General features: G+C 68.9%; 25 protein-coding genes. 14 read left to right on the forward strand and 11 right to left on the reverse strand.

Annotated features, from left to right (window positions below; translation table 11 throughout):
- The first annotated feature begins 359 nt into the window (after positions 1–359).
- The 3 genes from U742_RS23110 to U742_RS0103180 all read left to right on the forward strand — a co-directional run bounded on the left by U742_RS23110 (position 360) and on the right by U742_RS0103180 (position 4,012).
- Entirely contained in the window at positions 360–1,301 is a 942-nt protein-coding gene (locus U742_RS23110) for an extensin-like domain-containing protein (RefSeq protein ID WP_197028158.1), read from the forward strand.
- A 127-nt stretch (positions 1,302–1,428) separates the two neighbouring features.
- Positions 1,429–2,811, forward strand: a complete 1,383-nt coding sequence (locus U742_RS0103175; protein ID WP_029349973.1) for an aminotransferase — start codon at positions 1,429–1,431, stop codon at positions 2,809–2,811.
- A gap of 271 nt (positions 2,812–3,082) precedes the next feature.
- A complete protein-coding gene (locus U742_RS0103180) occupies positions 3,083–4,012 on the forward strand; it encodes a metallophosphoesterase (protein WP_029349974.1) in 930 nt (309 codons plus the stop codon).
- Between the two features lie 78 nt (positions 4,013–4,090).
- Here U742_RS0103180 and U742_RS0103185 read toward each other — a convergent pair whose 3' ends face one another.
- Positions 4,091–4,693: a L,D-transpeptidase gene (locus U742_RS0103185; RefSeq protein ID WP_029349975.1), complete on the reverse strand. Its 603-nt coding sequence runs from the start codon at positions 4,691–4,693 to the stop codon at positions 4,091–4,093.
- A gap of 300 nt (positions 4,694–4,993) precedes the next feature.
- Here U742_RS0103185 and U742_RS0103190 point away from each other — a divergent pair, with 300 nt between their 5' ends.
- Both U742_RS0103190 and corA read left to right on the forward strand, forming a co-directional pair.
- Complete coding sequence (locus tag U742_RS0103190; RefSeq protein WP_248310241.1) at positions 4,994–5,212, forward strand: hypothetical protein; 219 nt, start codon at positions 4,994–4,996, stop codon at positions 5,210–5,212.
- 253 nt (positions 5,213–5,465) lie between these two features.
- The gene (gene corA / locus U742_RS0103195; protein ID WP_029349977.1) at positions 5,466–6,443 is read left to right on the forward strand and encodes a magnesium/cobalt transporter CorA; all 978 of its coding nucleotides are present in this window, start codon (positions 5,466–5,468) and stop codon (positions 6,441–6,443) included.
- Between the two features lie 87 nt (positions 6,444–6,530).
- Here the strand turns inward: corA and U742_RS0103200 are convergent, their stop codons facing one another.
- Both U742_RS0103200 and pdxH read right to left on the reverse strand, forming a co-directional pair.
- Positions 6,531–7,280 (reverse strand): SDR family NAD(P)-dependent oxidoreductase, encoded by a 750-nt coding sequence (locus U742_RS0103200; protein ID WP_029349978.1) that lies wholly within the window; start codon positions 7,278–7,280, stop codon positions 6,531–6,533.
- A 31-nt stretch (positions 7,281–7,311) separates the two neighbouring features.
- Complete coding sequence (gene pdxH, locus U742_RS0103205; protein ID WP_029349981.1) at positions 7,312–7,938, reverse strand: pyridoxamine 5'-phosphate oxidase; 627 nt, start codon at positions 7,936–7,938, stop codon at positions 7,312–7,314.
- On the opposite strand from pdxH, the gene U742_RS23350 reads away from it, so the two are divergent.
- The 6 genes from U742_RS23350 (at position 7,820) to U742_RS0103235 (ending at position 11,875) form a co-directional block, all read left to right on the forward strand.
- On the forward strand, positions 7,820–8,101 hold the full coding sequence (locus U742_RS23350) for a hypothetical protein (RefSeq protein ID WP_197028206.1): 282 nt from the start codon (positions 7,820–7,822) through the stop codon (positions 8,099–8,101). The two genes, pdxH and U742_RS23350, sit on opposite strands and share 119 nt — an antisense overlap.
- Positions 8,102–8,108: 7 nt before the next feature.
- On the forward strand, positions 8,109–8,540 hold the full coding sequence (locus tag U742_RS0103215) for an RT0821/Lpp0805 family surface protein (RefSeq protein ID WP_248310242.1): 432 nt from the start codon (positions 8,109–8,111) through the stop codon (positions 8,538–8,540).
- Positions 8,541–8,687: 147 nt separating this feature from the next.
- The gene (locus tag U742_RS0103220; RefSeq protein WP_029349985.1) at positions 8,688–9,680 is read left to right on the forward strand and encodes a DnaJ C-terminal domain-containing protein; all 993 of its coding nucleotides are present in this window, start codon (positions 8,688–8,690) and stop codon (positions 9,678–9,680) included.
- A 136-nt stretch (positions 9,681–9,816) separates the two neighbouring features.
- Complete coding sequence (gene fabI / locus U742_RS0103225; RefSeq protein WP_029349988.1) at positions 9,817–10,614, forward strand: enoyl-ACP reductase FabI; 798 nt, start codon at positions 9,817–9,819, stop codon at positions 10,612–10,614.
- 45 nt (positions 10,615–10,659) lie between these two features.
- A complete protein-coding gene (locus tag U742_RS0103230; RefSeq protein WP_156034118.1) occupies positions 10,660–11,265 on the forward strand; it encodes a hypothetical protein in 606 nt (201 codons plus the stop codon).
- 13 nt (positions 11,266–11,278) lie between these two features.
- The gene (locus U742_RS0103235; protein WP_248310243.1) at positions 11,279–11,875 is read left to right on the forward strand and encodes a histidine phosphatase family protein; all 597 of its coding nucleotides are present in this window, start codon (positions 11,279–11,281) and stop codon (positions 11,873–11,875) included.
- Between the two features lie 74 nt (positions 11,876–11,949).
- On the opposite strand, the gene U742_RS0103240 is transcribed toward U742_RS0103235, so the two are convergent.
- Positions 11,950–12,873 (reverse strand): tetratricopeptide repeat protein, encoded by a 924-nt coding sequence (locus U742_RS0103240; RefSeq protein ID WP_081852794.1) that lies wholly within the window; start codon positions 12,871–12,873, stop codon positions 11,950–11,952.
- A 164-nt stretch (positions 12,874–13,037) separates the two neighbouring features.
- On the opposite strand from U742_RS0103240, the gene U742_RS0103245 reads away from it, so the two are divergent.
- The 3 genes from U742_RS0103245 to U742_RS0103255 all read left to right on the forward strand — a co-directional run bounded on the left by U742_RS0103245 (position 13,038) and on the right by U742_RS0103255 (position 15,977).
- Complete coding sequence (locus U742_RS0103245; RefSeq protein ID WP_029349996.1) at positions 13,038–14,414, forward strand: leucyl aminopeptidase family protein; 1,377 nt, start codon at positions 13,038–13,040, stop codon at positions 14,412–14,414.
- Positions 14,415–14,691: 277 nt separating this feature from the next.
- On the forward strand, positions 14,692–15,042 hold the full coding sequence (locus U742_RS0103250; protein WP_029349999.1) for a MarR family transcriptional regulator: 351 nt from the start codon (positions 14,692–14,694) through the stop codon (positions 15,040–15,042).
- 62 nt (positions 15,043–15,104) lie between these two features.
- A complete protein-coding gene (locus U742_RS0103255; RefSeq protein WP_029350001.1) occupies positions 15,105–15,977 on the forward strand; it encodes a C40 family peptidase in 873 nt (290 codons plus the stop codon).
- On the opposite strand, the gene U742_RS0103260 is transcribed toward U742_RS0103255, so the two are convergent.
- From U742_RS0103260 to U742_RS0103290, 7 genes are all read right to left on the reverse strand, one after another.
- Complete coding sequence (locus U742_RS0103260; RefSeq protein ID WP_029350003.1) at positions 15,971–16,915, reverse strand: 2-hydroxyacid dehydrogenase; 945 nt, start codon at positions 16,913–16,915, stop codon at positions 15,971–15,973. The genes U742_RS0103255 and U742_RS0103260 overlap by 7 nt on opposite strands.
- Complete coding sequence (locus U742_RS0103265; protein ID WP_051660815.1) at positions 16,912–17,559, reverse strand: NUDIX domain-containing protein; 648 nt, start codon at positions 17,557–17,559, stop codon at positions 16,912–16,914. Before U742_RS0103265 ends, U742_RS0103260 begins: the two co-directional genes overlap by 4 nt.
- Entirely contained in the window at positions 17,556–19,187 is a 1,632-nt protein-coding gene (locus tag U742_RS0103270) for an ABC transporter ATP-binding protein (RefSeq protein WP_029350006.1), read from the reverse strand. The genes U742_RS0103265 and U742_RS0103270 overlap by 4 nt, the downstream gene beginning before the upstream one ends.
- 5 nt (positions 19,188–19,192) lie before the next feature.
- Positions 19,193–20,332, reverse strand: a complete 1,140-nt coding sequence (locus tag U742_RS0103275) for an ABC transporter permease (protein ID WP_051660816.1) — start codon at positions 20,330–20,332, stop codon at positions 19,193–19,195.
- Positions 20,333–21,439 carry a microcin C ABC transporter permease YejB gene (locus U742_RS0103280; RefSeq protein WP_029350011.1) on the reverse strand — a complete coding sequence of 369 codons (1,107 nt, stop codon included), beginning with the start codon at positions 21,437–21,439 and terminating at the stop codon, positions 20,333–20,335.
- A 95-nt stretch (positions 21,440–21,534) separates the two neighbouring features.
- Positions 21,535–23,340, reverse strand: coding sequence for an extracellular solute-binding protein (locus U742_RS0103285; protein WP_248310280.1), 1,806 nt, complete (start codon positions 23,338–23,340; stop codon positions 21,535–21,537).
- A gap of 59 nt (positions 23,341–23,399) precedes the next feature.
- A complete protein-coding gene (locus U742_RS0103290) occupies positions 23,400–25,325 on the reverse strand; it encodes an extracellular solute-binding protein (RefSeq protein ID WP_051660817.1) in 1,926 nt (641 codons plus the stop codon).
- Between the last annotated feature and the right edge of the window lie 48 nt (positions 25,326–25,373).

The following is a 25,373-nucleotide window of genomic DNA, read 5'->3' on the forward strand; positions in this document are numbered from 1 at the left end:
CGGTAAATAGGAACCTCAACGAGCTGTTCGGCACGACGCCGGCAAAGCCCGCCAAGCCGAAGACGAAACCGCGCACCCGATCGTCAGCCGCCAAGCCCGATCCGGCAAAGTCCGATCCGGCCAAACCCGATCCGGCCAAGCCGAAGGCGGCTTCCGCATCGACGCCCGTTCCGACCCCGCCGCCGCGCACGACTGATCAGGCTGATGTGGTGGACGATCAGGCCGGTCAGCCTGGTCACAGCGATGCCAAGGCCAACGCAGCGGCACCTCCGGCATCGCCCTCGTCTCCGCCCCTGCCGCCGCCGCGACCCGAACCCCGGCTGGCGGCGGTGCCCCCGCCGGCATCACCGGCAACCGGTGTGACTGCGGCCCCGGCCTCGCCCGAAGCCGCCGCCGAGCCCGAGGAGCCGGAAGCCGGGAACGATTCCGCCCCGGCGCCTCCCTCGGCACGGATGCCGGCACGGGCACCCGTGCCGCCGGCCTCGCCCTGGCGCGCGACCAAGCGGCCGGAGAAGCCCATGGAGATGACGGCGCCCCGCCTCGCTCTGGCGCCCAGCCCCGGCGCGGTCCCTCTCCCGCCGCCGCGTCCCGGCCCCGGCCAGTCCGCCGCGCTGACGCCTGGGTCGCGAGATGCCGCGCCCGCCGCCGGCGAAGAGCGGGAGGCGGCAATCGTGGCGACGGCGCCTCCACCGGCCTCCTCCGCTCCAGCATCACCGCCCGCGGGCGCGGCGCTCGGCGCCTGCCCGGCGCTGGCGGCCGGCGATCTTGCGGTGTTCGAGGCGGCGAGCGTGGAGGCGAAGGGCGGTTGCGGTATCGAGAATCCCGTTCGCCTCTCTGCCGTGCGCATGGCCAGCGGCCGGCTGGTGCCGCTGGAGCCGGCGGCCGTGCTCCGCTGCGACATGGCGGCGGCGGTGGTGCAATGGCTCCGCGAGGACATCGATCCGCTGGTGGCGACCCTCGGCTCGCCGCTCGACAAGGTGCTGGTCGCCGATTCCTATAGCTGCCGCCCGCGCAACCGCGTCGCCGGCGCCAAGCTGAGTGAGCACGGGCGCGGCAACGCCATCGACACGCGCGGCTACCGGCTGGAGAACGGGCGCGAATACGTCGTCGGCGGCAAGGGCGCGCAGGCGATGCCGGTGGCTTTCCAGGAGAAGCTGAAGACCAGCGCCTGCACCCACTTCACCACCATTCTCGGCCCCGGCTCGGACGGCTACCACGAGCTGCATCTGCATGTGGACCGCACGGTGCGGCGCACCAGCGCCGCACTCTGCCGCTGGACGGTGAAGGCGGCGACACCCTGACGCGGCAAAGGCCGCGCGTCCGACCAAGGGCCTGCTTCCGGCCCGGGCGCGTCCGCATTAGGCTGGGAGCGATCCTGGATCGCACCGGCCGCATCATGCCGCCGGTCGCCCTTTGCCGGAGCAGGCCATGCTGACGAATCTTCAGATGCGCGACGTCGAGACCGTGGTTCACCCCTACACGAATCTCGTGGCGATCCGCGAGGCGGGGCCGCTGATCCTCGAACGCGGACAGGGCGTGTGGGTGCACGACGTCGACGGCAAGCCCTATCTGGAGGGCATGGCCGGCCTGTGGTGCACGGCGCTCGGCTACGGCAACGAGGAACTGGTGGAGGCCGCGAGCGCGCAGATGCGCAAGCTGCCCTTCACCCACATCTTCGGCGGCAAGAGCCACGACCCGGCGATCGAGCTCGCCGAGAAGCTGAAGGAGATGGCCCCGGTGCCGATCTCCAAGGTGTTCTTCACCTGCTCCGGCTCCGAGGCCAACGACACCCAGATGAAGCTCGTCTGGTACATGAACAACGCGCTCGGCCGGCCGAACAAGAAGAAGATCATCTCGCGCATGCGCGCCTATCACGGCGTCACCATCGCCTCGGCCTCGCTCACGGGCCTGCCGGGCAACCACAACGATTTCGACCTGCCGATCGCGGGCGTGCGGCACACCACCTGCCCGCACTACTACCGGCTCGCGGAAGCCGGCGAGAGCGAGGAGGATTTCGCCTCCCGCCTCGCCGCCGATCTCGAGGCGCTGATCCTCGCCGAGGGGCCGGACACGGTCGCCGCCTTCATCGCCGAGCCTGTGCTGGGCGCCGGCGGCGTCATTGTGCCGCCGAACACCTATTACCCGAAGATCCAGGCGGTGCTGGAGAAGTACGACGTCTTCTTCATCGGCGACGAGGTCATCACCGGCTTCGGCCGCCTCGGCACGGCCTTCGGCTGCACCGCGCTGGACATGAAGCCGAACTCCATCTCCATCGCCAAGGCGCTGTCCTCCGCCTATCAGCCGATCGGCGGCGTGATGATCCCCGAGGACATGTATCAGGCGATGCTGGAGGAGAGCCGCAAGTTAGGCAGCTTCGGCCACGGCTACACCTATTCGGCCCATCCGGTGGCCGCCGCGGTGGCGTTGAAGACGCTGGAGATCTACGACCGCGAGAACGTGTTCGAGCGGGTGCGCGCCAAGATCCCGCAATTCGACGCCCGCCGCGCCGCGCTGGAGGACCACCCGCTGGTCGGCGAGGCGCGCGGCATGGGGCTGGTCGCCGGCATCGAGATCGTCGCCGACAAGAAGAGCAAGGCGCAGTTCGACCCGAAGCTCGGCGTCGCCGCCAAATGCGTCGCCTTCGCGCAGGCCGAGGGGCTGATCGTGCGCAACGTGTTCGGCGACGCGGTCACCATCTGCCCGCCGCTGGTCATCTCGCCGGCCGAGATCGACGAATTGTTCGACCGCCTGACCCGCGCGCTCGACAAGACGCTCGACTGGGCGACCCGCGAGAAGCTGCTGGCGGCGTGAGGGCGGCGCGAGCTGCTCCCATCCTGTGAAAGCCTCATCCCGGACGGCTGACAGGCCGATCCGGGAGCGTCGCGTGACATATGTGGTCCGGGGCCGCGAATCACCCTGAGCATCGTCATGTCTGGCTTCGGGGAGCAGATCGGCGCCCTCAACATGACGTAACGTCAATTCGCCGCCTTGAGAAAGTCATAGCGGTCGGTTCTTAAGCGGTTTCCCCGCTTGCCGGCCGTTGCGCGCCGGCTCCGCTCGCGACGAAAGGGCTGCCCTTCTCATGGCGCGTCTCTTGGCCCGGCCCATCAGCCGCCGCATGTTGCTCGCCGGCACCGTGACCACGCTGACCGGTGGCGCCGCGATGGCCGGCTATGCCGGCTTCGTCGAGCCGGCCGTCCGCCTTGTCGTCACCACCTATCGCCCGCGCCCGGCGACATGGCCGGCGGACTACCCGCTCTCCGTCGCGGTGATCACCGACCTGCATGTCGGCGAGCCGATCATGGGCCTCGGGCGGATCGAGGAGATCGTCGCGCGCACCAATGCGCTCGCCCCCGACCTCGTCGTGCTGCTCGGCGACTACACGCCGACCCAGCGCCTCGTCACGCGCCCCGTCCCGCTCGACGAGGCGGCCCGTGCTCTCGCCGCGCTGAAGGCGCCGCTCGGGGTGTGGAGCATCATGGGCAATCACGACTGGTGGGACGACCCGGTGGCGCAGGCGAACCGGCGCGGCCCCACCGCCTCGGCCCGGGCAATGGAGGCGGCGGGCATCCCGGTCCTCGAGAACAAGACGGTCAGGATCGCCCATGGCGGCCGCCATTTTTGGCTCGCCGGCCTCGGCGATACCATCGCCTTCCGCACCGGCGAGCACAATTCGTTCAAGGGCGTCGACGACCTGCCCGGCACGCTCGCCCAGATCGAAGACGATGCGCCGGCCATCCTGCTCGCCCACGAGCCCGACGTGTTCGTCGACGTGCCGGACCGCATCGCGCTCACCCTCAGCGGCCACACCCATGGCGGGCAGGTGCGCATCGCCGGCTGGTCGCCGATCGTGCCCTCGACCTACGGCAACCGATTCGCCTATGGCCATGTGGTCGAGGACGGGCGCCACCTCATCGTCTCGGGTGGGCTCGGCTGCACCAGCCTGCCGGTGCGGATCGGCGTGCCGCCGGAGGTGGTGCGGGTCGAGCTCGGCGGCGCGGTGGGCGCCTGAACAAAGTAAACGACAAGTAAAAAGGGCGCCGCCCGGCAGGCGACGCCCTTCTCAAATCGCGCGAGGCCGGTCAGGCGGTCAGAGGACCACCACTTCCGTGCCCTGCGGCACCCGGTTGTAGAGGTCGATCACGTCCTCGTTGAGCATGCGGATGCAGCCCGAGGAAATCGCCTGCCCGATATATTCCGGCTGGTTGGTGCCGTGGATGCGGAACAGCGTGTCCTTGTTGCCCTGGTAGAGGTAGAGCGCACGCGCGCCCATCGGGTTGTGCGGGCCGGGACCGACGAAGTTCGGCACGCCGGCGATGCGCTCCTTGATCTCCGGGGTGGGCGTCCAGGTGGGCCACTCGGTCTTGCGACCGACCTTGGCCTCGCCCTTGAAGGCCAGGCCTTCCTCGCCGACGGTCACGCCGTAGCGGATCGCCTTGCCGCCATCCTCGACGAAGTAGAGGAACTTCTTGTCGGTATCGACGACGATGGTGCCGGGCTTCTGCGCACCGGTGTAGTCCACGATATGCCGCTGATACATCTCCGGCGGCAGCACCTTCTGGTACGGCGCGTTGGCGAGCAGCTTCTTGTCGCGCGGCTTCATCGCGGCGTCCGAAGCCAACTCCTTGGTTGAGTTGACGCACGCACCCAGACACAGCGCCAGCAGCACTGCGCTCATAATCCGCAAGGTCATCGCCCGCTTCTCCAGAATCGTTCAAATGCGGCCATTTGCCCCCGGCCGCGAGGCTGTATCCTTCGATTAGCTCAACTCGGGTGCGCCTTGAAGAGGCCACATCGGCGCCAAATACGTGTCGCGGCAGTATGTTGCCGAAAAGCCGCACTCCTTACGTCAACTGAAAGCCGGCCCGGTTTTGCCTCAATCAGACCTTGGTAGGCCTTATACTCTTCCCCGGATTTGCTTATTTTTGTCGCAGTCGCTGCCCATCTGTATAGCAACCTGCCCAGTATGGCAGCGACTTTAATGGAGGAAGACATGTCTGCCGAGGAGTCCCGGGACGTCGAACCGGGGAGTGGACGTTGGGAGAGTTCCGAGCAACGCCAGCATTGGCGCGAGATCGGGATTTCGGCCGTTGCCGCGGCCGCCCGTTATGCCGTTGACAAGACGCCGGCCGCTGCCCCCGCCACGGGTGAGGCGCAGGCCGATGGAGCGAAAGTGGTAACCCTTCGCGACGCCGAGTATTTCGCGGTCTGATCCGCACGGGGCCTCCCTTGAAGGCCGCCGCGTCGCCTGCAGCACCCTGAAACCCGAGCGATCCGCCTGAAGACTGCGCGATGCGATCCGCATCGGCGCGGGGAAGGTTTCGTCGTCTCCGAGGACTCCGCCTAGACACCGGCGTCCTGACGGCGAAGGTCGGCTCGGCTGGAATGCGCAGGCAGAATGGCGCCGGTTTGTCCCGCCGCCCGCCGGAGCGTATAGGCTGGCTCGTCCAACGGAGGTCGGGTTCATGCTGTTCGCCTATCGCCTGCGCGAGGGCACGCTGGAGCGCAGCGAGGTGCCGCCCGGCGGGCCGGTGCCGGACGACGCGGTCTGGCTCGATCTGTTCGATCCCCGGCCCGGCGAGGACGCGCTGGTCGAGCGCGCGCTCGGCATCGCCGTCCCCACCCGGGAGGAGATGGTCGAGATCGAGCCGTCGAGCCGTCTCTACACCGAGAACGGCGCCACCTTCATGACCGGCAGCATCGTCTGCAACGCCGACAGCGAGCGTCCGACGCTCGCCGCGGTGTCCTTCATCCTCGCCGGGCGGCGGCTGGTCACCGTGCGCTATGACGAGCCGAAGCCGTTCCGCCTCGTCACCTTCAAATTGGGCAAGACCTGTTCCGCCCAGATCGCCGGCGACCAGCTCCTCATGGAGCTTCTCGACGCCATCATCGACCGCGCCGCCGACATCATCGAGCATCTCGGCGCCGAGATCGACGGCGTCTCCCAGCGCATTTTCGAGCGCAATGGCGGGCGCAGCGACCAGAACCAGCGCTACCGGGCGCTGCTGCGGATCATCGCGCGCAAGGGCGACCTCGCCTCCAAGGTGCGCGAGAGCCTCGTCTCCATGGCGCGGCTCGTAACCTTCCTCGCCGCCGAGAACGGCGAGAAGCGCGTCTCCAAGGAACAGCGCGCCACGCTGAAGAGCATGCAGCGCGACGTTTCCTCGCTGACCGACCACGTCAGCTATCTCGCCAACAAGATCACCTTCCTGCTCGACGCCACGCTCGGTATGGTGTCGATCGAGCAGAACAACATCATCAAGATCTTCGCGGTGCTCTCGGTGGTGCTGATGCCCCCCACCCTGATCGCCTCGATCTACGGCATGAACTTCCAGTACATGCCGGAGTTGGGGGATCGCCTGGGCTACCCGCTGGCGCTGCTCGCCATGCTGGTGGCGGCGATCCTGCCCTACTGGTTCTTCAAGTGGAAACGTTGGCTGTGAAGGCAGCAAGGCTGCCGGCACGTCATCCTGAGGTGCGAGCGCGGCGAGCCTCGAAGGATGCTCGCTCCACCGTTCGGCCGCGCGCCCTTACACGTGCTGGCCGCCATTGATGTGGATCTCGGCCCCGTTCAGGTAGGACGAGGTTTCCGTGCACAGCACGTAGATGATCTTCGCCACCTCGTCCGGCGTGCCGAGCCGGCGCATCGGGATCTGCTCGACCAGCTTCTCGGTGCCCGGTGAGAGGATCGAGGTGTCGATCTCGCCCGGCGCGATGGCGTTCACCCGGATGCCGAGCGGGCCGAAATCGGCGGCCATCTCGCGGGTCAGCCCCGCGAGCGCAGATTTCGAGGTGCCGTAGGCGGCGCCCGCGAAGGGATGCACCCGCGAGCCGGCGATGGAGGTGACGTTCACCACCGCGCCATGGGTGCGCTTGAGCTCGTCGAGCAGGCCGCGCGCCAGCAGGATGGGGGCGAAGAAGTTCACCTGGAACACGCGGTGCCAGTCTTCCTGGGGCGTGTTGATGGTGTTCAGCCGCGATCCTCCCGCTCCCTTGGGCGAGATGCCGGCATTGTTCACCAGCGCGTGCAGCTCGCCGTCGGGAAGCCGCAGCTTGATCTCCTCGACGGCGCGCAGCGTGTCGGCGGGATCGGAGAGGTCGACCTGGATGTGGTCCTCGGGCCCCATCTCCCACGGGCAGTTCTCCGGGAAGGCGTGGCGTGAGCAGGTGATCACCCGCCAGCCCGCCGCGGAGAAGCGCTTCACCGTGGCGTGGCCGATGCCACGCGAGGCGCCCGTCAGCAGCAGGATCCGGCGAGGCTGGTTCGTGGCCTGTGTCATGGGCTTCCAATAGCTCAGGGATGACGGCGTGTCAGGGGTAGAGGCGCGTCTTGGTCCAGCCGCCGCTGTCGGGGTCGGCGCGGCGGAACACGATGCGGTCGTGCAGCCGGAACGGCCGGTCGTGCCAGAACTCGATCTGCACCGGGCGGATACGGAAGCCGGTCCAGTGCGGCGGCCGCGGCACCTCGCCGAGCGCGTATTGCGCGGTCACTTTCGCCACCGCCGCCTCCAACGCGAAGCGCCCTTCGAGCGGGCGCGACTGCTGGCTCGCCCAGGAGCCGATCTGCGACAGGCGCGGGCGGGTGGCGAAATAGGCGTCCGCCTCGGCCTCGCTCACCCGCTGCACCGGCCCGCGCACCCGCACCTGGCGGCGCAGCGACTTCCAGTGGAACACCACCGCCGCCTTCGGATTGGCGGTGAGCTCTTCGCCCTTGGCGCTGCCGGTGTTGGTGAAGAAGGTGAAGCCGCGCTCGTCGCGGGCATTCAGCAGCACCATGCGCACGTCCGGCAGCCCGTCGGCGTCGACGGTAGCGAGCGCCATGGCGTTCGGATCGTTCGGTTCGCTCGTCTTCGCCTCGGCAAACCATTCCTCGAAAAGGCGAAATGGTTCGGAAGCCGCGGTGAAATCACCGGAAATTAACTGTTCTTGCTGTTCCATGGGTCATCGAAGCGTTCAGACCGGGGTGATCTCCCCGGCGGTGGTGCGGGCGGACGGCAGTGGCGGCGATATCTTCGGACAAGCGTTATCCGACCTCGCGGATTTCGGCCATGCCCGCACGGAACGAATCTGCCGCCGCGGCGAACTGTCCCTCACCATATAGGCGGCATGTGAGATTTCTGCTGTGGGGCTCGGCGCTCGGTGCCGGGTTGCTCTCGGGCGGCTGCGCGGGCCTGCCGCTGCCGGGCGACGTGGCGGTGACCGGCTCGATCGCGCCGCGTGCCGTCTCCGCGCAGGTCGGCGAGCCGGCCCCGGGCGGCGTCGCCTCGGAGGACTGGGCATTCGCCCGCCTCGCCCTCAACGAGGCACTATCGCAGAAGTCGGCGGCGCCGAGCGTGCCGTGGGAGAACCCGGTCAGCGCCACCCGCGGCACCGCGACCCCGGTCGGCGAGCCGGCTCCCCGCGAAGGCGCGAGCTGCCGCGAGTTCCTCGTCTCCTTCGTGCGGCCGGGCGGCGAGCAATGGCTGCAGGGCGAGGCCTGCCGCACCAGCACCACCGCCGCCTGGAAGGTCGATCAGGCCCGGCTGCTGCAGCGCACCTGAAAGGCTCGCGCGCCCGTTGCGTCCATGCAACACTGTCCCCACATGAGCGGGCAGAGCGTGTTCCGCGAAAGTTGAACGACTTTCGCGAAAGAAGACATGCTCCAAACGTGCCTCAAGTCCGGAACCGCCGGCCCGAGATGAACATCCATGCGCGACCCCTATGACGTGCTCGGCGTTGCCCGCACCGCCGATCAGAACGAGATCAAGCGTGCCTTCCGCAAGCTCGCCAAGAAGCTGCATCCGGACGCCAACAAGGCGGACCCGAAGGCGCAGGAGAAGTTCGCCGAGCTGAATTCCGCGCACGAGATCCTGTCGGACCCGGAGAAGCGCGGCCAGTTCGACCGCGGCGAGATCGACGCCGAGGGCAAGCCGCGCGGCTTTGAGGGCTTCGGGCCCGGCGGGCCGGGCGGCGGCGGTTTCGGTGGCTTCCGGCGCGGCGCGGGCGGCTTTCGCGGCGACCCGAACGACGAGACCATCTTCGAGAGCTTCTCCTTCGGCCCGGAGGGCATGCGCCGCGGGCGCGGCGGCGCCGGCCCGCAGGGCGGTGGCGGCGGCTTCGAGGACGTGATCTCCGACATCCTCGGCGGCGGCTTCCGGCGTGGCGGCTCGGCCGGTGCCGGCGCCCATCCCTCGCGCGGCAGCGACATCGAGCTCAAGGTGCCGGTGCCGCTGGAACGTGTCGTCGAGGGCGGCCCGGTCAAGGTGCACCTGCCCAACGGGCGCACCGTCGAAGTCAAGATTCCCGCCGACGTCGCCGAGGGCCATCGCCTGCGCCTCAAGGGGCAGGGCGAGGAGAGCCCGTTTGGCGGGGCGCCGGGCGACGCCTATGTCGTCGTCGCCTATGCGCCGCACCACCAGTTCCGCGTCGACGGCGCGGATCTGAGGCTCGACCTCCCGGTGCCGCTGGCCGACGCCGTGCTCGGCGCCAAGCTGCGTGTGCCGACGCTGTCGGGCGCGGTCGAGCTGTCGATTCCCGCCTGGACCAATTCGGGCCGCACCTTCCGCCTGCGCGGCAAAGGCCTGCCCAAGGGCGAGGGTGCGCGTGGCGACCTGCTCGCCACCGCGCGCGTCACCCTGCCGGATACGCCCGACCCCGAGCTCGAGGCGCTGATGCGCCAGCGCCGCGAGGCGGCTTCCTGAGCCGGGCTGCCCTGCGACGCTGCTCGCTTGAGCGCGTCATGCCGCTGTGCGATAGGAACGCGTCCCGAAGCGCGGGACGCGTATTTCGGCGACGGAGCAGGGCGTGACGGAGCAGGGCAAGGCATCGGCCGGTCTGATGAGCGGCAAGCGCGGCCTGGTGATGGGTGTGGCGAACAACCGATCCATCGCCTGGGGCATCGCCAAGGCGGCCCATGCCCAGGGCGCGCGCCTCGCCTTCACCTATCAGGGCGAGCCCTTGAAGAAGCGCGTCGAGCCGCTCGCCGCCGAGCTCGACGCGGCCCTCGTCGGCCATTGCGACGTAACCGAGCCGGCGACCATCGACGCCGTCTTCGCCGAGACCGAGCGCGCGCTCGGCGGCCTCGACTTCCTCGTCCACGCCATCGCCTTCTCCGACAAGAACGAGCTGGACGGCCGCTATCTCGACACCACGGTGGAGAACTTCAGCAAGACCATGCTGATCTCCTGCTACAGCTTCACCGCGGTTGCCCAGCGCGCCGAGAAGCTGATGACGAATGGCGGCTCGATGCTGACGCTGACCTATTACGGCGCCGAGAAATGGATGCCGCACTACAACGTCATGGGTGTCGCGAAAGCCGCGCTGGAGGCGAGCGTGCGCTATCTCGCCGCCGACCTCGGCCCGAAGAACATCCGCGTCAACGCCATCTCGGCGGGGCCCATCAAGACGCTCGCCGCTTCCGGCATCGGCGATTTCCGCTATATCCTGAAGTGGAACGAGCTGAACGCGCCGCTGCGTCGCACCGTCACCATCGACGAGGTCGGCGACACCGGCATGTATCTCTTGTCCGATCTCGGCCGTGGCGTGACGGGTGAGATCCACCACGTCGATGCCGGCTATCACATCGTCGGAATGAAGAATCCCGAAGCGCCGGACCTCACGCTCGAGCGCGAGTGAGGCCGTCGCATCGGCACCGGGAAAGCGGAGGGCTGGATGCGGGGAATGTGGAAGATGCCGGGCAAGGTCGCGTTGGCCTTCGGCTTCGGGGCGGCGGCGGTGCTGTGCATGCTGGCCGCGCCGGTTGAGGCGCAGGTGCCGGCCATCACCATCAATCCGCCGCCCGGCTCGGGCCTCGCGCCCCCGCCCGGCACCGGTCCCGGGCTCGATCGCGGCCCGCCGCCTACCTTCCAGCAATATCCGCTGGTGAACCGCATCTTCGGCTTCGGCGGCGCCATCTTCCCGAATTATGTGAGCCCCGACGACGGCAACCAGAGCGGCATGCCGGGCGGCCAGCTCGCCTATGTCACCGGCGGCGGCCAGGGCGCGATGCAGTTTGCCGCCGGCACCGTCGACAAGCTCTGCCAGATGGGGCAGGTGCCGGTCGTGACTGTGCTGCAGGGTCCCTCCGTCGGCCGCGTGAGCTTCGACATCGGCGGCTTCACCGCGACCGGCACCGATGCCGGCTCGCGCCGCTGCGTCGGCCAGCAGGTCGAGGGCGTGCGCATGTTCTACAAGGGCCGCCTGCCGCCCGGGGGAACCTCCGTGACGCTGCGCGTGAAATATCCGCTGAACGGGCCGAGCTACACGCACGTCGTGCAGATTCCCTGAAGGCGACGCGATCGTGCTGCTGTCCAGGCGCCGCATCTTCCTCGTCCGGCATGGCGAGACCGACTGGAATCTTGCCGGCCGTCTCCAGGGCGGGCAGGACATTCCGCTGAACGACCTCGGCCGCGAGCAGGCGGCGCGCGCGGCGCGCGTGGTCGAGCGGCTGAGCGGCAATCCGTCCGGGCTCGCCTATGTCGCGAGCCCGCTGGGGCGCACCACCCAGACCATGGGAATCCTGCGCGCGCAGCTCGGCCTGCCGCCGGACGATTTCCGCCGCGACGACCGGCTGAAGGAGATCACCTTCGGCCGCTGGGAAGGGTTCTCCTGGCCGGAACTGCGTCGGCGCGATCCGGTGGGCATGCTCACCCGCGATGCCGACCCGTGGCACTTCGTGCCGCCGGGCGGCGAGAACTACGTCATGCTCACCTCGCGGGTGATGGAGGCGGTCGGCGACATCGTCGAGGACAGCGTCGTGGTCACCCATGGCGGCGTGGTCCGGGCCATGCTGCACGCCTTCGCCGGCATGCCGCAGGCCGAGGCCGCCGACCTGCCAGTCCGGCAGGGCGCGGTCTACCTCATCGAGGACGGCGCGTTCGAGCTGGCGGTGGCCTGAGCGACCGATCGACAGTGGTGCGATCTTTATCCTGAGGCGCTCTGGTAGAGAGCGTTCCCGGTCAGGACTCGAAGCTAGTAATCCGCGCCGGGGAGGGCGGCGACTTGGTCGGCCGGCTGCGCCGGCGCATAGGCCTGCGCCTGCGTGGAGACCGGCAGGGGCTGCTCCGAAGCGAGGGCCGGATTCGGTCGCGCGGCGCTTCCCGCGACCGTCGTCGTGCCCTTCGGGGCGCTGGCGGCGAGCCGGCGCAGATTGTCGATGCTCGCCTGTGCCTCCGCCGGCGGCAGGTCGGCCCGGGCGAGCTTCTCGGCCTCGCCGAGGCGGCCCTGCAGGCTCAGCACCAGAGCGAGGTTCTGGCGCACCCGCGAATCCGCCTTCGGGTTCGCCGCCGCCTCGCGCAGCGTCGCCTCGGCGCGCGGCAGGTCCTTCGCGAAGGCATAGGACAGGCCGAGATTGGAGAGCACGGTCGGCTCGCCGGGGACGATCTTCAGGGCGGTGCGGTAATAGTCCTGCGCCTCGGTGTTGCGGCCCATCTGATCGAGAACCGCGCCCTGCACGTTGAGGACGCGCCAGTCCGGCCGGTCCGGCGTATGGGCGTGCGCCAGCACGTCGAAGGCCTGCTGCAACTGGCCGTTCTCGGCCAGCGCCCGGCCATAGGCGCCGGCGACCTGCGGGTTGCGCGGGTTGCGGATGGTCACCTGCTGCAGCACGGCGGTCGCCTGTGCGCGCTGGCCGGCGAGGCGCAGCGCATTGCCATAGGCGATGCCGGTGGCGGCGTCGGCGGGGTTCGTCTCATAGCGCTTCTGGAGATCCGCGAGCTTCGCGCGCGCCGCGTCCGGCGTCGCCGGGCTGGTGATCGCGGCCGTCACGTCCGGCCGGTTGCTGCCGGTCGTGCAGGCCCCGAGCCCGAGACTCCCGACCGCCACCAGCGCGATGTGAAGGGCATATCGTGGCGAGCAGCGGGTGGAGAACGGCGCGGCGGGCGGCAGGGAAGGCATGATGGTCTCCGGCGGCCCGCCTCGTCCTCGTGCGACGACGCATCGGCGTGACCTGTGCCTTGATTCATGTCCCATTAACCCTAACGGCCGGTTAAGATCGCGCCGCTTTCCCGCCCCCGCTCAGCATGCTAGGCGGCTTCTGTCGCCATCCGGAGCCGTCCCCCATGAATGACTGTCTTGTTCCGCCCGGCGAGGCCGGGAACGCCCGTCCTGTCTGGTGCGTCACGCGCGGCGCGTGGCACGAGACCGAGGGCCTTTCCCCCGCCATGCTGGCCTTCGGGCAGGCGAGCGGCTACCGCGCCGATCCGGGTGCGACGCTGGTGCTGCCGGATCCCGAGGGCGGCATCGCCGGCGCGCTGTTCGGGGTGGAGGAGAACGGCGGCGATCCGCTGCTGTTCGGTAAGCTCGCGACTGGCCTGCCGGCCGGCGACTGGCGCATCGCCCGCGCCCCAGCCGACAGCCGGCTCGCCGCCCTCGGCTTCCTGCTCGGCGCCTATCGCTTCGAGCGCTACAAGACGCGCGAGCACGTCGCGCGCCGCATCGTGGTGCCGGAGGGCGTGGACGGCGGCTGGCTCACCCGCACGGCGGAGGCGGTGTGGTCGACGCGCGACCTCGTCAACACGCCCTCGAACGATCTCGGCCCGGCCGAGCTGGAGGCCGCGGCACGCGCACTCGCCGCGCGCTTCGGGGCCGAGATCAGGGTGATCGCGGGCGCTGACCTGCTCGCCGCCAATTTCCCGCTGATCCACGCGGTGGGGCGCGCCAGCCCGCGCGCGCCGCGCCTCATCGATCTCACCTGGGGCGATCCCGCGGCGCCCAAGGTGACGCTGGTCGGCAAGGGCGTGTGCTTCGACACCGGCGGGCTCGACATCAAGCCGTCGAGCGGCATGTTGCTGATGAAGAAGGACATGGGCGGCGCGGCCAATGCGCTCGGCCTCGCCCATATGGTGATGGCGCGGGGGCTGCCCGTGCGGCTGCGCCTGCTGATCCCCGCGGTGGAGAATTCCATCGACGGTTCGGCCTTCCGTCCCGGCGACATCCTGCCCTCGCGCAAGGGGCTCACCGTCGAGATCGGCAACACCGACGCCGAGGGCCGGCTGATCCTCGCCGACGCGCTGGCGCTGGCCGACGAGGAGGTGCCCGAATTGCTGATCGACTTCGCGACGCTGACCGGCGCCGCCCGCGTCGCGCTCGGCCCGCAGCTTCCGCCGGCCTATACGGACGACGACGCGCTCGCCGCCGACCTCGCCCGCCACTCGGCCGCCGAGGCCGATCCGCTCTGGCGCCTGCCGCTCTGGAAGCCCTACGCCTCGATGCTCGACAGCCCGTTCGCCGACATCAACAATTCGCCCGGCAGCGGCTTCGCCGGCTCCATCACCGCCGCGCTGTTCCTGAAGCGCTTCGTGGCGAACGCGACGTCCTGGCTGCATCTCGACATCTATGCGTGGAACCCGTCGAACCGCCCCGCCCGGCCGGAAGGCGGCGAGGCCCAGACCATCCGCGCGATCGATGCGCTGCTGGCGGAGCGGTATGGCGGGTAGTCACGCCCGCCCTGCCCATATCAACGTCATCCTGAGGTTCTCGACCGCAGGTCGAGCCTCGAAGGATGCTCGCGCGGTGCACCCGGACGACCGTCCTTCGAGGCGCGCTGGCGCGCACCTCAGGATGACGGCGTCTTTGGAGGTGCCGTCACCTCGGGGCGGTTTTCGGTCAGCCGCATCGCAAAGCCTTAAGCCTGTCGCTTAAGGCTTTCTTGCCGGATCGCGGCCACAGTGGGAGAACAATACGCAACCGTAACGATCGGGTCGGAAGCCGCCCATGGCCGTCGAGATGCGCCCGTCCCAGGCGCTGCGCCTGCTCCACGAGCTGGCGCTGGCGCAGGTGCGCGACGACGCTCCCGATCTCTCCCAGCGCCAGCTCGCCATCCTGCTCACCGTCTATCTCGAATCCCCGCCCCACACCGTGCGCGGGCTTGCCGCCCGGCTCGGCGTCACCAAGCCGGTGATCACCCGCGCGCTCGACACCATGGGCGAGCTCGGCCTCGTCTCGCGCCGGCGCGACGAGGCGGACCGGCGCAACGTGATCATCCAGCGCACCGTCGAGGGTTCGCTGTATCTTGAGCGCCTGGCCGACCTGGTGGTCGCCAAGGCAAGGGAACTACCACGATGAGTTGCCACGATGAGGCGTGCGACGGGTTGTCCGCCGGGCTGTCCGATGATTGAGTTGCCGCGATGAGCTCGTTCGATCCCCGCCTCACCCCGGCCCGGCCGGATCTCGCCGCCGATTTCCTGCGCGGTAAGGTCGAGGCCGAGCGTTTCGTGCCCGGCACGCCGATGCGCGTGGTGGCGCCGAGCGCGCCGGTGCGCAAGATCCCGGCGCCGGACGCCAGCCTCGTTACCGAGGCGCTGTGCGGCGAGACGGTCACCATCTATGAGCGTACGCTGGAGGGCTGGTCCTGGGGCCAGCTCGACGCCGACGGCTATGTCGGCTGGCTGCCGGACGAGGCACTCGGCTTGCCGGCCGCCGCGCCGAACGCCCGCGTCGTCGCGCTGCGCACGCCGGTCTTCCCGGGCCCCAGCATCAAGCTGCCGGTGGCGGCGATGCTGTCGATGGGAAGCCGGCTCGCCATCGTCGATGAGCGCGAGGGCTTCGCCGTCACCGATGGCGGCGGCTTCGTCTTCGCCGGCCATCTCGCGGCGCTCGACGCCATCGAGCCCGATTTCGTTAAGGTGGCCGCGCGCTTCCTCGGCACGCCCTATGTGTGGGGCGGGCGCTCCAGCCTCGGGCTCGACTGCTCCGGCCTCGTGCAGGTGGCGCTCGCGGGTGCCGGCATCGCCGCGCCGCGCGACAGCGACATGCAGGAGGCGACGCTCGGCGAAAAAGTGCCGTTCGACGGCGACCTCGCGACGCTGCGCCATGGCGACCTCGTCTTCTGGCCCGGCCATGTCGGCATCGTCGAGATCGTCGGGAAAAGCGAGGTGCTGCTGCATGCCACCGCCGCCTATATGGCGGTGGTGCGCGAGCCTCTCGGCGCTGCGCTGGCGCGCATTGCGGCGGCCGGCGCGCCGGTGCGCACCGTCCGGCGGCTGAACCCCGCTCAGTAGCCGGTCGCGCGGTCGACCACGTTGGTGAGGCCGCGCCCGGCCTCGAAGGCGATCATCTGCTCGTGGATGTAGCGCGCCAGCGCCTGCGGATCGCTGTCGGCGGCGACATGCGAGGTGACGATCACCTTCTCATGGTCCCAGAACGGGCTGTCCTGCGGCAGCGGCTCGGTCACGAACACGTCGAGCGAGGCGCTCGCGAGCGTTCCGTCGTCGAGCGCCGAGAGGATGTCCGCCTCGTTCTGCAGCCCGCCGCGCCCGGCATTGATCAGCACCGGCCCGCCGAGCACGCCGTCCTGCGCCAAGCCGGCGAACAGGCTGCGGTTCAATATGCCCCGCGTCGCCGGAGTGAGGGGCAGCAGCACGACGAGGATGTCGGTGCGCGCGAGGAACGGCGCCAGCCCGTCCTCTCCGGCGAAGGTCTCGATGCCCGGCAGGCTGCGGGGTGAGCGGCTCCAGCCGGCGACTTGGAAGCCCATCATGCGCAGCTTCACCGCCGAATCCTGGCCGAGCTGGCCGATGCCCATGATGCCGACCCGCACCGAGGAGGCAGCCGGCTGGTCGTGCTGGAGCCAGCGATGCGCCCGCTGGTCGGCAAAGGCGCGCAGCATGCGCCGGTGATGCAGCAGCACGTTGAGCACGACGAATTCGGCCATCCGGGCGGTCATGTCGGGATCGACGATGCGCACCAGCGGCACGTTGGGCAGGTCGGGATCGCCGATCAGCGCATCGACGCCCGCGCCCAGCGAGAACAGCACCTTGAGATTATCCAGCCCCTTCAGCGCACCGGCCTTCGGCTTCCAGGCGCAGGCATAGGCGATATCGGCCGGGTTGCCGATATCCGGCCATATGCGCACCTCGCGCGTCGGGTCGAGCGCCCTGAAGCGTTCCGCCCAGGCGGCGGAGTCCATTCCGGTCATGGCGAGCAATATGGCGGTCATGCGGTCCTCAGGAAGTGCTCGGCGCGCGCCCGGTTGAGCGCGAACCATTGCAGGGCGGCGATCAGGAACAGGTTCTGCGCGGCGCCGCGCTCCAGCGCGCCGAGCGCCTCGTCGATGGGAATGGTGAAGGGCTCGGTCAGCTCGGTCTCCACCGCGGCGCCGGCCTTCGCCGGCACGCGGGCCGAATCGACGCGGCCGAGATAGACGGCGGCCTGCTCGTCGGTGACGCCCGGCGTCGGCATGAAGGAGAGGATCGGCATCAGCCGGTCCGGCGCGACGCCGATCTCCTCGACGCATTCGCGCCGCGCCGCCGCCTCGGGCTCTTCGCCCGCGTCGACGCAGCCGGCGACCAGCTCGACGATGTCGCCGCGCCCGGTGGCGAGATGAGCAGCGAGGCGGAACTGCCGGATCAGCACGAAGCAGCCCGCATTCGGATCGGCGGCGAGCACGCCGACTACCGGCCCGACCCGCAATATGTCGCGGCGCTGGTGGAGACGCGCGCCATGGGCGCCCCTCAGCTCGAGATCGAACCGGTGATAGGGGCGGAAGCCCTCGCCCAGCGGCTGCGGACCTTCAAGCGCCACATCCGCGGCGCGGTCGGCGATGACGCCGCGCCCGGCCGGCGCGAAACCCCCGCCGCTCACTGCGAAACCGCCCCGGCCGGCGTCGTCTCGAGATTGAAGGCGGCGGCGAACAGCGCGCGCGTGTAGTCGGTCTTCGGCGCCTTGAAGATCTCGGCGGCCTCGCCTTCCTCCACGACCCGCCCGTTCTTCATCACCAGGATGCGCGAGGCGAGCGCGGCGACGACGCGCAGATCGTGGCTGATGAACATGTAGGTGAGACCCCTGCGCTGCTGCAGGTCGCGCAGCAGGTCGACGATCTGCGCCTGCACGATCATGTCGAGCGCGCTGGTCGGCTCGTCCAGCACGATGAAGGAGGGCTCCAGCGCCACCGCGCGGGCGATGGCGACGCGCTGGCGCTGGCCGCCGGAGAATTCGTGCGGATAGCGGTGCGCGCTCGCCGGATCGAGCCCGACATCGACGAGCGCCGCCGTCACCTTTGCCTCGCGCTCGGCCGCGGAGAGATGCGGCTGGTGCACGCGCAGCCCTTCGCCGACGACGTCCATGATCGACATGCGCGGGGAGAGCGAGCCGAACGGGTCCTGAAACACCACCTGCATCTCGCTGCGCTGCGGGCGCATCGCCTTGAAGCCGAGCCCATCCACCGGCTTGCCCATGAAGATGATCGGCCCCTCGCTCGATATGAGGCGCAGCAAGGCGAGGCCGAGCGTGGTCTTGCCCGAGCCCGACTCGCCGACCACGCCGAGCGTCTCGCCGCGCCGGATCCCGACCGACACGCCGTCCACCGCCTTGATGTGGCCGACCACCCGGCGCAGCACGCCGCGCTTGATCGGGAACCACACCTTGAGGTCCTTGGATTCGATCACCACCGGCTGGTCCGGCCGGGCGGGGGCGGGGTTGCCCTTGGGCTGGGCGGCGATCAGCTCGCGCGTATAGGGATGCTGCGGCGCGCCGAACACCTCGCCGACCGTGCCCTGCTCGACGATGCGCCCGTGGTTCATCACGCAGACCCGATCGGCGATCTTGCGCACGATGCCGAGATCATGGGTGATGAACAGCATGGTCATGCCGAGCCGGGCCTGCAGCTCCTTCAAGAGCTTGAGGATCTGTGCCTGCACGGTGACGTCGAGCGCGGTGGTCGGCTCGTCGGCGATCAGCAGCTGCGGCTCGTTGGCGAGCGCCATGGCGATCATCACGCGCTGGCGCTGGCCGCCGGAGAGCTGGTGCGGGTAGCTGGCGAGCCGGGTCTCGGGCTCGGGGATGCCGACCTCGGCGAGCAGCTCGATCACCCTTTTGCGCGCCGGCGCGCCGGTAATGCCGCGATGCAGGCTCAAGATCTCGGCGACCTGCTGCTCCACCGTGTGCAGCGGGTTGAGCGAGGTCATCGGCTCCTGGAACACCATGGTGATGTCGTTGCCGCGCACCTTGCGCAACTGCGGCTCGCTCATGGCGGTGAGGTCCGCGCCCTTGAACAGCACCCGTCCGGAGGGGTGCGAGGCCGGCGGATAGGGCAGCAGCTTCAGCACAGAGAGGGCGGTGACCGACTTGCCCGAGCCGGACTCGCCGACCAGCGCCATGGTCTCCCCGCGCCGCACGTCGAAGGAGACGTGGTCCACCGCGACCGTCGTCCGATCGCCCTGGGTGAAAGCGACGGACAGGTCCTGGACCGAGAGGAGGGGGGCGTCCGTCATTGTGCTCACCGGAACGTCTTGCGCGGGTCGAAGGCGTCGCGCACGGCTTCGCCGATGAAGATGAGCAGGCTCAGCATGATGGCGACGGTGAAGAAGCCGGTCAGTCCGAGCCAGGGCGCCTGGATGTTGGCTTTGCCTTGAGCCAGCAACTCGCCGAGCGAGGGCGAGCCGGGCGGCAGGCCGAAGCCGAGGAAGTCCAGCGCCGTCAGCGTCATCACCGATGAGGAGACGATGAAGGGCAGCATGGTCAGCGTCGCCACCATCGCGTTGGGCAGCATGTGCCGCCACATGATCACCGGGTTGGAGACGCCGAGGGCGCGGGCCGCCTGCACATATTCGAAGTTGCGCGCGCGCAGGAACTCGGCGCGCACCAGCCCGACCAGCGACACCCAGGAGAACAGCAGCAAGATGCCGAGCAGCACCCAGAAGCCCGGCACCAGCACCGAGGAGATGATCAGCAGCAGATAGAGTGCCGGGATCGAGGTCCAGATCTCGATGAAGCGCTGGAAGATCAGGTCCGTCCACCCACCGAAATAGCCCTGCACCGCGCCGGCCGCGACGCCCACGACGGACGAGATGACAGTGAGGATCAGGCCGAACAGCACCGAGATGCGGAAGCCGTAGATGAGGCGGGCCAGCACGTCGCGCCCCTGGTCGTCGGTGCCGAGCCAGTTCCATTCGAGTGCGGCGCAGCCCGTCCCGCCCTTCTTCTCGGCAACCGGCTGGCACTGCGCGTCGGTGAGCATCCAGGTCGGCGGCGAGGGAGCCGGGGTGGGCAGGTCGAGATTGTGCGTGTCGTAGCTGTAGCGGATCGGCGGCCAGATCATCCAGCCGCCCGACTCAGTGATCAGCTTCTGCAGATAGGGATCGCGATAGTCCGCCTCGGTCTCGAAGTCGCCGCCGAAGGTGGTCTCGGGATAGCTGACCAGCCCCGGCCAGTAGTAGCCACCGTCATATTTGACGAGGAAGGGCTTGTCGTTGGCGATGAACTCGGCGCCGAGGCTGAGCACGAAGAGCACAAGGAAGATCCAGAAGCTCCAATAGCCGCGCCGGTTGTGCCGGAAATTGGCGAGCCGGCGCGCATTGATCGGCGACAGGCCGGAGGGTCGTACGTCGAGCGTCGCGGTGGGCAGCGGAGCCTCCACTCACACCTCCCGCGTCTCGAAGTCGATGCGCGGATCGACCCAGGTGTAGGTGAGGTCGGAGATGAGGTTCACCACGAGGCCGACCAGCGAGAATACGTAGAGCGTGCCGAACACCACCGGATAGTCGCGGTTGAGCACGCTCTCGAAGCCGAGCAGGCCGAGCCCGTCGAGCGAGAAGATGGTCTCGATCAGCAGCGAGCCGCCGAAGAAGGCGCCGACGAAGGCGCCCGGGAAGCCGGCGATGATGATCAGCATCGCGTTGCGGAACACGTGCCGGTAGAGCACCGCGTTCTCCGACAGCCCCTTCATCCGCGCGGTGACGACATACTGCTTCCTGATCTCGTCGAGGAACGAGTTCTTGGTCAGCAGCGCCATGGTGGCGAAGGCGCCGAGCGCCATCGAGGTGATCGGCAGCACCAGATGCCAGAAATAGTCGAGGATGCGCGCCGGCCAGGACATCTGCGCCCAGTTGTCGGAGGTCAGCCCGCGCAAGGGGAACCAGTCGAGGAAGGAGCCGCCGGCGAACAGCACGATCAATAGGATGGCGAACAGGAAGCCCGGCACCGCATAGCCGACGATGATCACCGCCGAGGTCCACATGTCGAAGCGCGAGCCGTCGCGCATTGCCTTGGCGATGCCGAGCGGGATGGAGATCATGTAGGTGATCAGCATCATCCACAGGCCAAGCGAGATCGACACCGGCATCTTCTCGATGATGAGGTCGACCACCGAGATGTCGCGGAAATAGGAGCGGCCGAAGTCGAACCGCGCATAGTTCCACATCATCAGCAGGAAGCGCTCATGCGCCGGCTTGTCGAAGCCGAACTGGCGCTCCAGCTCCTCGATGAACTTCGGGTCGAGCCCCTGCGCGCCGCGATATTTGGAGGCGGTGGGGTCGCCGCGCGGCGCGCCCTGCTGCATGCCGCCGAAGTCGCCGCCCGATCCGGAGATGCGCGCCGTCGCATCGGTGCCCTCGCCGGTGAGCTGGGCGATCACCCGCTCCACCGGGCCGCCGGGGGCGAACTGCACGACGACGAAGGATATGAGCATGATGCCGATCACGGTCGGCACCATCAGCAGCAGGCGTCGGACGATATAAGCGAGCATTCGGTCGGGCTTCCTCCCGAGGAGGTGACAAGGTGGCGGTGCCGGGCTGCGCCGTCAACTTAACGAGTGGTCAGGTCCAAACCGGTCGCCCGCCGTCACGTTCCCCTCGCCCACCAGGTGAGCGGTATGGCGCGGTCGTAGCGCGGCGCCGGCGCCTTGGGACGCTCGAACACATCCCAATAGGCGATGCGATGCGCGCCCGAATACCATTGCGGCACCCAGTAGCGCCCGGCGCGCAGCACCCGGTCGAGCACGCGGCAGGCGGTGCGCAGCTCGTCGCGGCTGCCCGCCGCGATCACCTCCTCGATCAGCGTGTCGACCGCCGGGCTCGCAATGCCGGAGAGGTTGTTCGAGCCGGGCGTGCGGGCGGCGCGCGAGCCGAAGAAGGCGCGCAGCGATTCGCCGGGCACCGTCGAGACCGAGAAGCGCCGCACCGTCGCGTCGAAATCGAAGTCGTTCAGCCGGCGCTGATATTGCGGCGGGTCGACGAGGCGGAACGAGGCGTCGATGCCGAGCACCTTCAGGTTCTTGATGAAAGGAGCGGTGTGCCGTTCGAGGCTGCCCTCGTCGTCGAGGAACTCGATGGTGAAGCGCTGGCCCTTGGCGTTGACGAGGCTACCGTCCTTGATCGTCCAGCCGGCCTCGCGCAGCAGCGCCGCCGCCTTGCGCAGCAGGGTGCGGTCCTGTCCCGAGCCGTCCGAGGCCGGCGGCGACCACGGCTCGCCCGTCAGCTCAGCCAGCGTCTCGGGGGTGAGGCGGCCCTTGATGCGTTCGATCAGCGCCAGCTCCTCGGGACCCGGGGGGCCTTCAGCCTTGAGATCGGAATTCTCGAAGAACGAGGTCGTCCGCTTATAGGCGTCGAACATCAGGTTCTTGTTGGTCCACTCGAAGTCGAAGGCGCAGGAGAGCGCCTCGCGCACGCGCGGATCGGAAAATTGCGGGCGGCGGATGTTGAGGAACCAGCCCTGCGCGCCGGAGGGATTGTCGTCCGGCGTGATCTCCTGCTTCACCCGGCCGTCCTTCAGCGCCGGGAAGTCGTACTGGGTCGCCCAGGTGCGCGAGGTGAACTCCTCGCGGAACAGATAGGTCCTGGCCTTGAACCCCTCGAAGCCGACCTCGCGGTCGCGGAAATATTCGAAGCGCACCACGTCGAAATTGTTGGTGCCGCGGTTCACCGGCAGGTCGGCGCCCCAATAGTCCGGCACCCGCTCATAGGCGATGTAGCGCCCCACCTCGAAGCGGCCGATCTTGTAGGGTCCCGAGCCGAGCGGCGGATCGAGCGAGCTCTCGTCGAAGGGCTTGGCCGTGTAATAGGCCTTGGAGAAGATCGGCAGCGACGCCGCGAACAGCGGCACGTCGCGCGCCCGCTTGGCGGCGAAGCGCAGCACCACCGCGTCCTCGCCCTCGGCGGTCACGCTGGTCATGTCGCGCAGATTCTGCGCGATGATCGGGTGGCCCTTGAGCTTGAGCATCAGCAGGCTGAAGGCGACGTCGGCGCTGGTGAGCTTCGAGCCGTCGTGGAAGCGCGCCTCCGGCCGCAGCCTGAAGCGGTAGAGCGTGCCGTCCTCGGAGACCGCGACGCTCTTCGCGACGAGCCCGTAGACCGCGTCCGGCTCGTCGAAGGCGCGCGTCATCAGCGCGTCGAAGATCAGGTCGACGCCCTGCGCGCCGTCTCCCTTCAATATGTAGCCGTTCAGCGAGTTGAAGGTCTGGAACGACTGGTTGTAGGCGGCGGTGGGGCCGATCTGCGAGAAGTCGCCGCCCTTCGGCGCCTGTGGGTCGACATAGTCGAAATGCGGGAAGTCGGCCGGATATTTGAGGTCGCCGAAGGTCGAGAGGCCATGGCGCTCCGGCCCGGTCGGCGGCGCCGGCGTCTGCGCGAAGGGCCGGCGCGGCAGCAAAGCGAGGCCGCCGGCACCGGCGGCGAGGGCGAGCAGGGTCCGCCGGGTGGTCGCGAAGCTCACGGCGCCTTCCCCGTGGCGCCGGCCTTCTCCGCATCCCACCACCAGATGGTGGGGAAGGAGCCGATCCCGTATTCGGGGAGCTTGTCGGGATGGCCGAAGCGGTTCCAGCGCGCGGTGCGGATGTTGGGGTAGTTCCAGCTCGGCACCACATAGTCGTGGGCGAGCAGCACGCGGTCGAGCGCCCGTGTGGCGGCGACGAGGTCCTCGCGGTTCTTGGCGTAGATCACCTTCTCGATCAGCGCGTCGATGCCGGGGTCCTTGATGCCCGCGTAGTTGGCCGAGCCCTCGCGGTCGGCGGCTTCCGAGCCCCAGAAGTTGCGCTGCTCGTTGCCCGGCGAGAGCGACTGCCCCCAGCCGGTGATGATGATGTCGAAGTCGCGCCCGCGTACGCGGTTGATGTATTGCGAGGTGTCGACCTGGCGCACGTTCACGGTGATGCCGAGCCGCTCCAGCGTCGGCTTGTAGAACAGCACCACGCGCTCGAAGGCCGGGTTGGCGATCAGGAACTCGATGGTGAAGGGCTCGCCCTTGGCGTTGACCAGCTTACCGCCCTTCACCTCGTAGCCCGCTTCCTTGAGGAGCCGCGCCGCCTCGCGCAGATTGGCGCGGCGCACGTCCTCGCCGCCGTCCGGCGGATTGGCATAAGCGGTGGTGAAGACGCTGGCGGGCACCTTGTCCTTCACACTCTCCAGAATCTCGAGCTCGCGGCCTTGTGGCAGGCCGGAGGAGGCGAGCTCGGTGTTCTGGAAGTAGCTCGCCGTGCGCTTGTACTGGCCGAAGAACAGCGTGCGGTTCATGCCATCGAAGTCGAGCGCGTAGTTCAGTGCGCGGCGCACCCGCTGGTCCTGGAACTTCTCGCGCCGCAGATTCGGGATGAAGGCCTGCATCGAGCCGGAGACGCGGTTGGCGAACTCCTCCAGCACCACCTTGCCCTGCTTGACCGCCGGGAAGTCGTAGGCGGTCGCCCAGTTCTTGGCCGAGGTCTCGACGCGATAGTCGTACTGGTCGCCCTTGAAGGCCTCGAGCTCGACCGTCTCGTCGCGGAAATACTCGTAGCGCTGCTCGTCGAAATTGTCGGTGCCGACATGCACCGGCAGGTCCTTGCCCCAGTAGTCCGGCACCCGCTCATAGGAGATGGAGCGGCCCGGCACCACCTGCTTGATCCGGTAGGCGCCCGAGCCGAGCGGCGGCTCCAGCGTGCCCTGGCCGACGTCGCGCGGCTTGCCGGATGGGTCGGTGCCGGTCCACCAGTGCTTCGGCATCACCCGCACCTGCCCGACGATCTGCGGCAGCTCGCGATTGCCCGACTGGTCGAAGGTGAAGGTCACCTCGCGCTCGCCGGTCTTCTCGGCCTTCTTCACATGGCTGTAGTAATAGGCCTGCTGCGGGCTGTTCTTGATCAGCGTCTCGAACGACCAGACGACGTCGTCGGCGGTGATCGGCTGGCCGTCGTGCCATTTCGCCTCCGGGCGCAGCCGGTAGGTGACGGAGGAGAAGTCCGCCGGATAGCGCACGGCCTCCGCGATCAGCCCGTATTCGCTCGCCACCTCGTCCTGCGACGCGCTCATCAGCGTGTCGTAGATCAGGCCGAGTCCGTCGGCCGGATTGCCGCGCGGGATGGTGTCGTTGAGCGAATCGAACGTTCCGGTGGAGGAGAGCCGCAGCAGCCCGCCCTTCGGCGCGTTCGGGTTCACATAGTCGAAATGTTTGAAGTCCGGCGGGTATTTGAGCTCGCCGAGCAGCGACAGCCCATGGCGCCATTCGCCGGCGGCAGCCCCGCCCGGCGCCTCGCTCTGCGCCAGCGCCGGGGCGAGGGGAGCGGCGAGCGCCAGAGCGAGGATCACGCCGGCCAGCGTGCGCCGGCCGCGCGGGCTTCGGGCCGTGACGACCGGGGCGCCTCGGTGGGCGTGGCGGCTGCTCATGCGGCATGCATCCTTGCGTTCGGTGGAGGCGGCACGCCGACGCGGCCC

Origin of the sequence: Allobosea sp. 117, from assembly GCF_000702305.1 — a bacterium.
Taxonomy (GTDB): Bacteria; Pseudomonadota; Alphaproteobacteria; order Rhizobiales; family Xanthobacteraceae; genus Ancylobacter.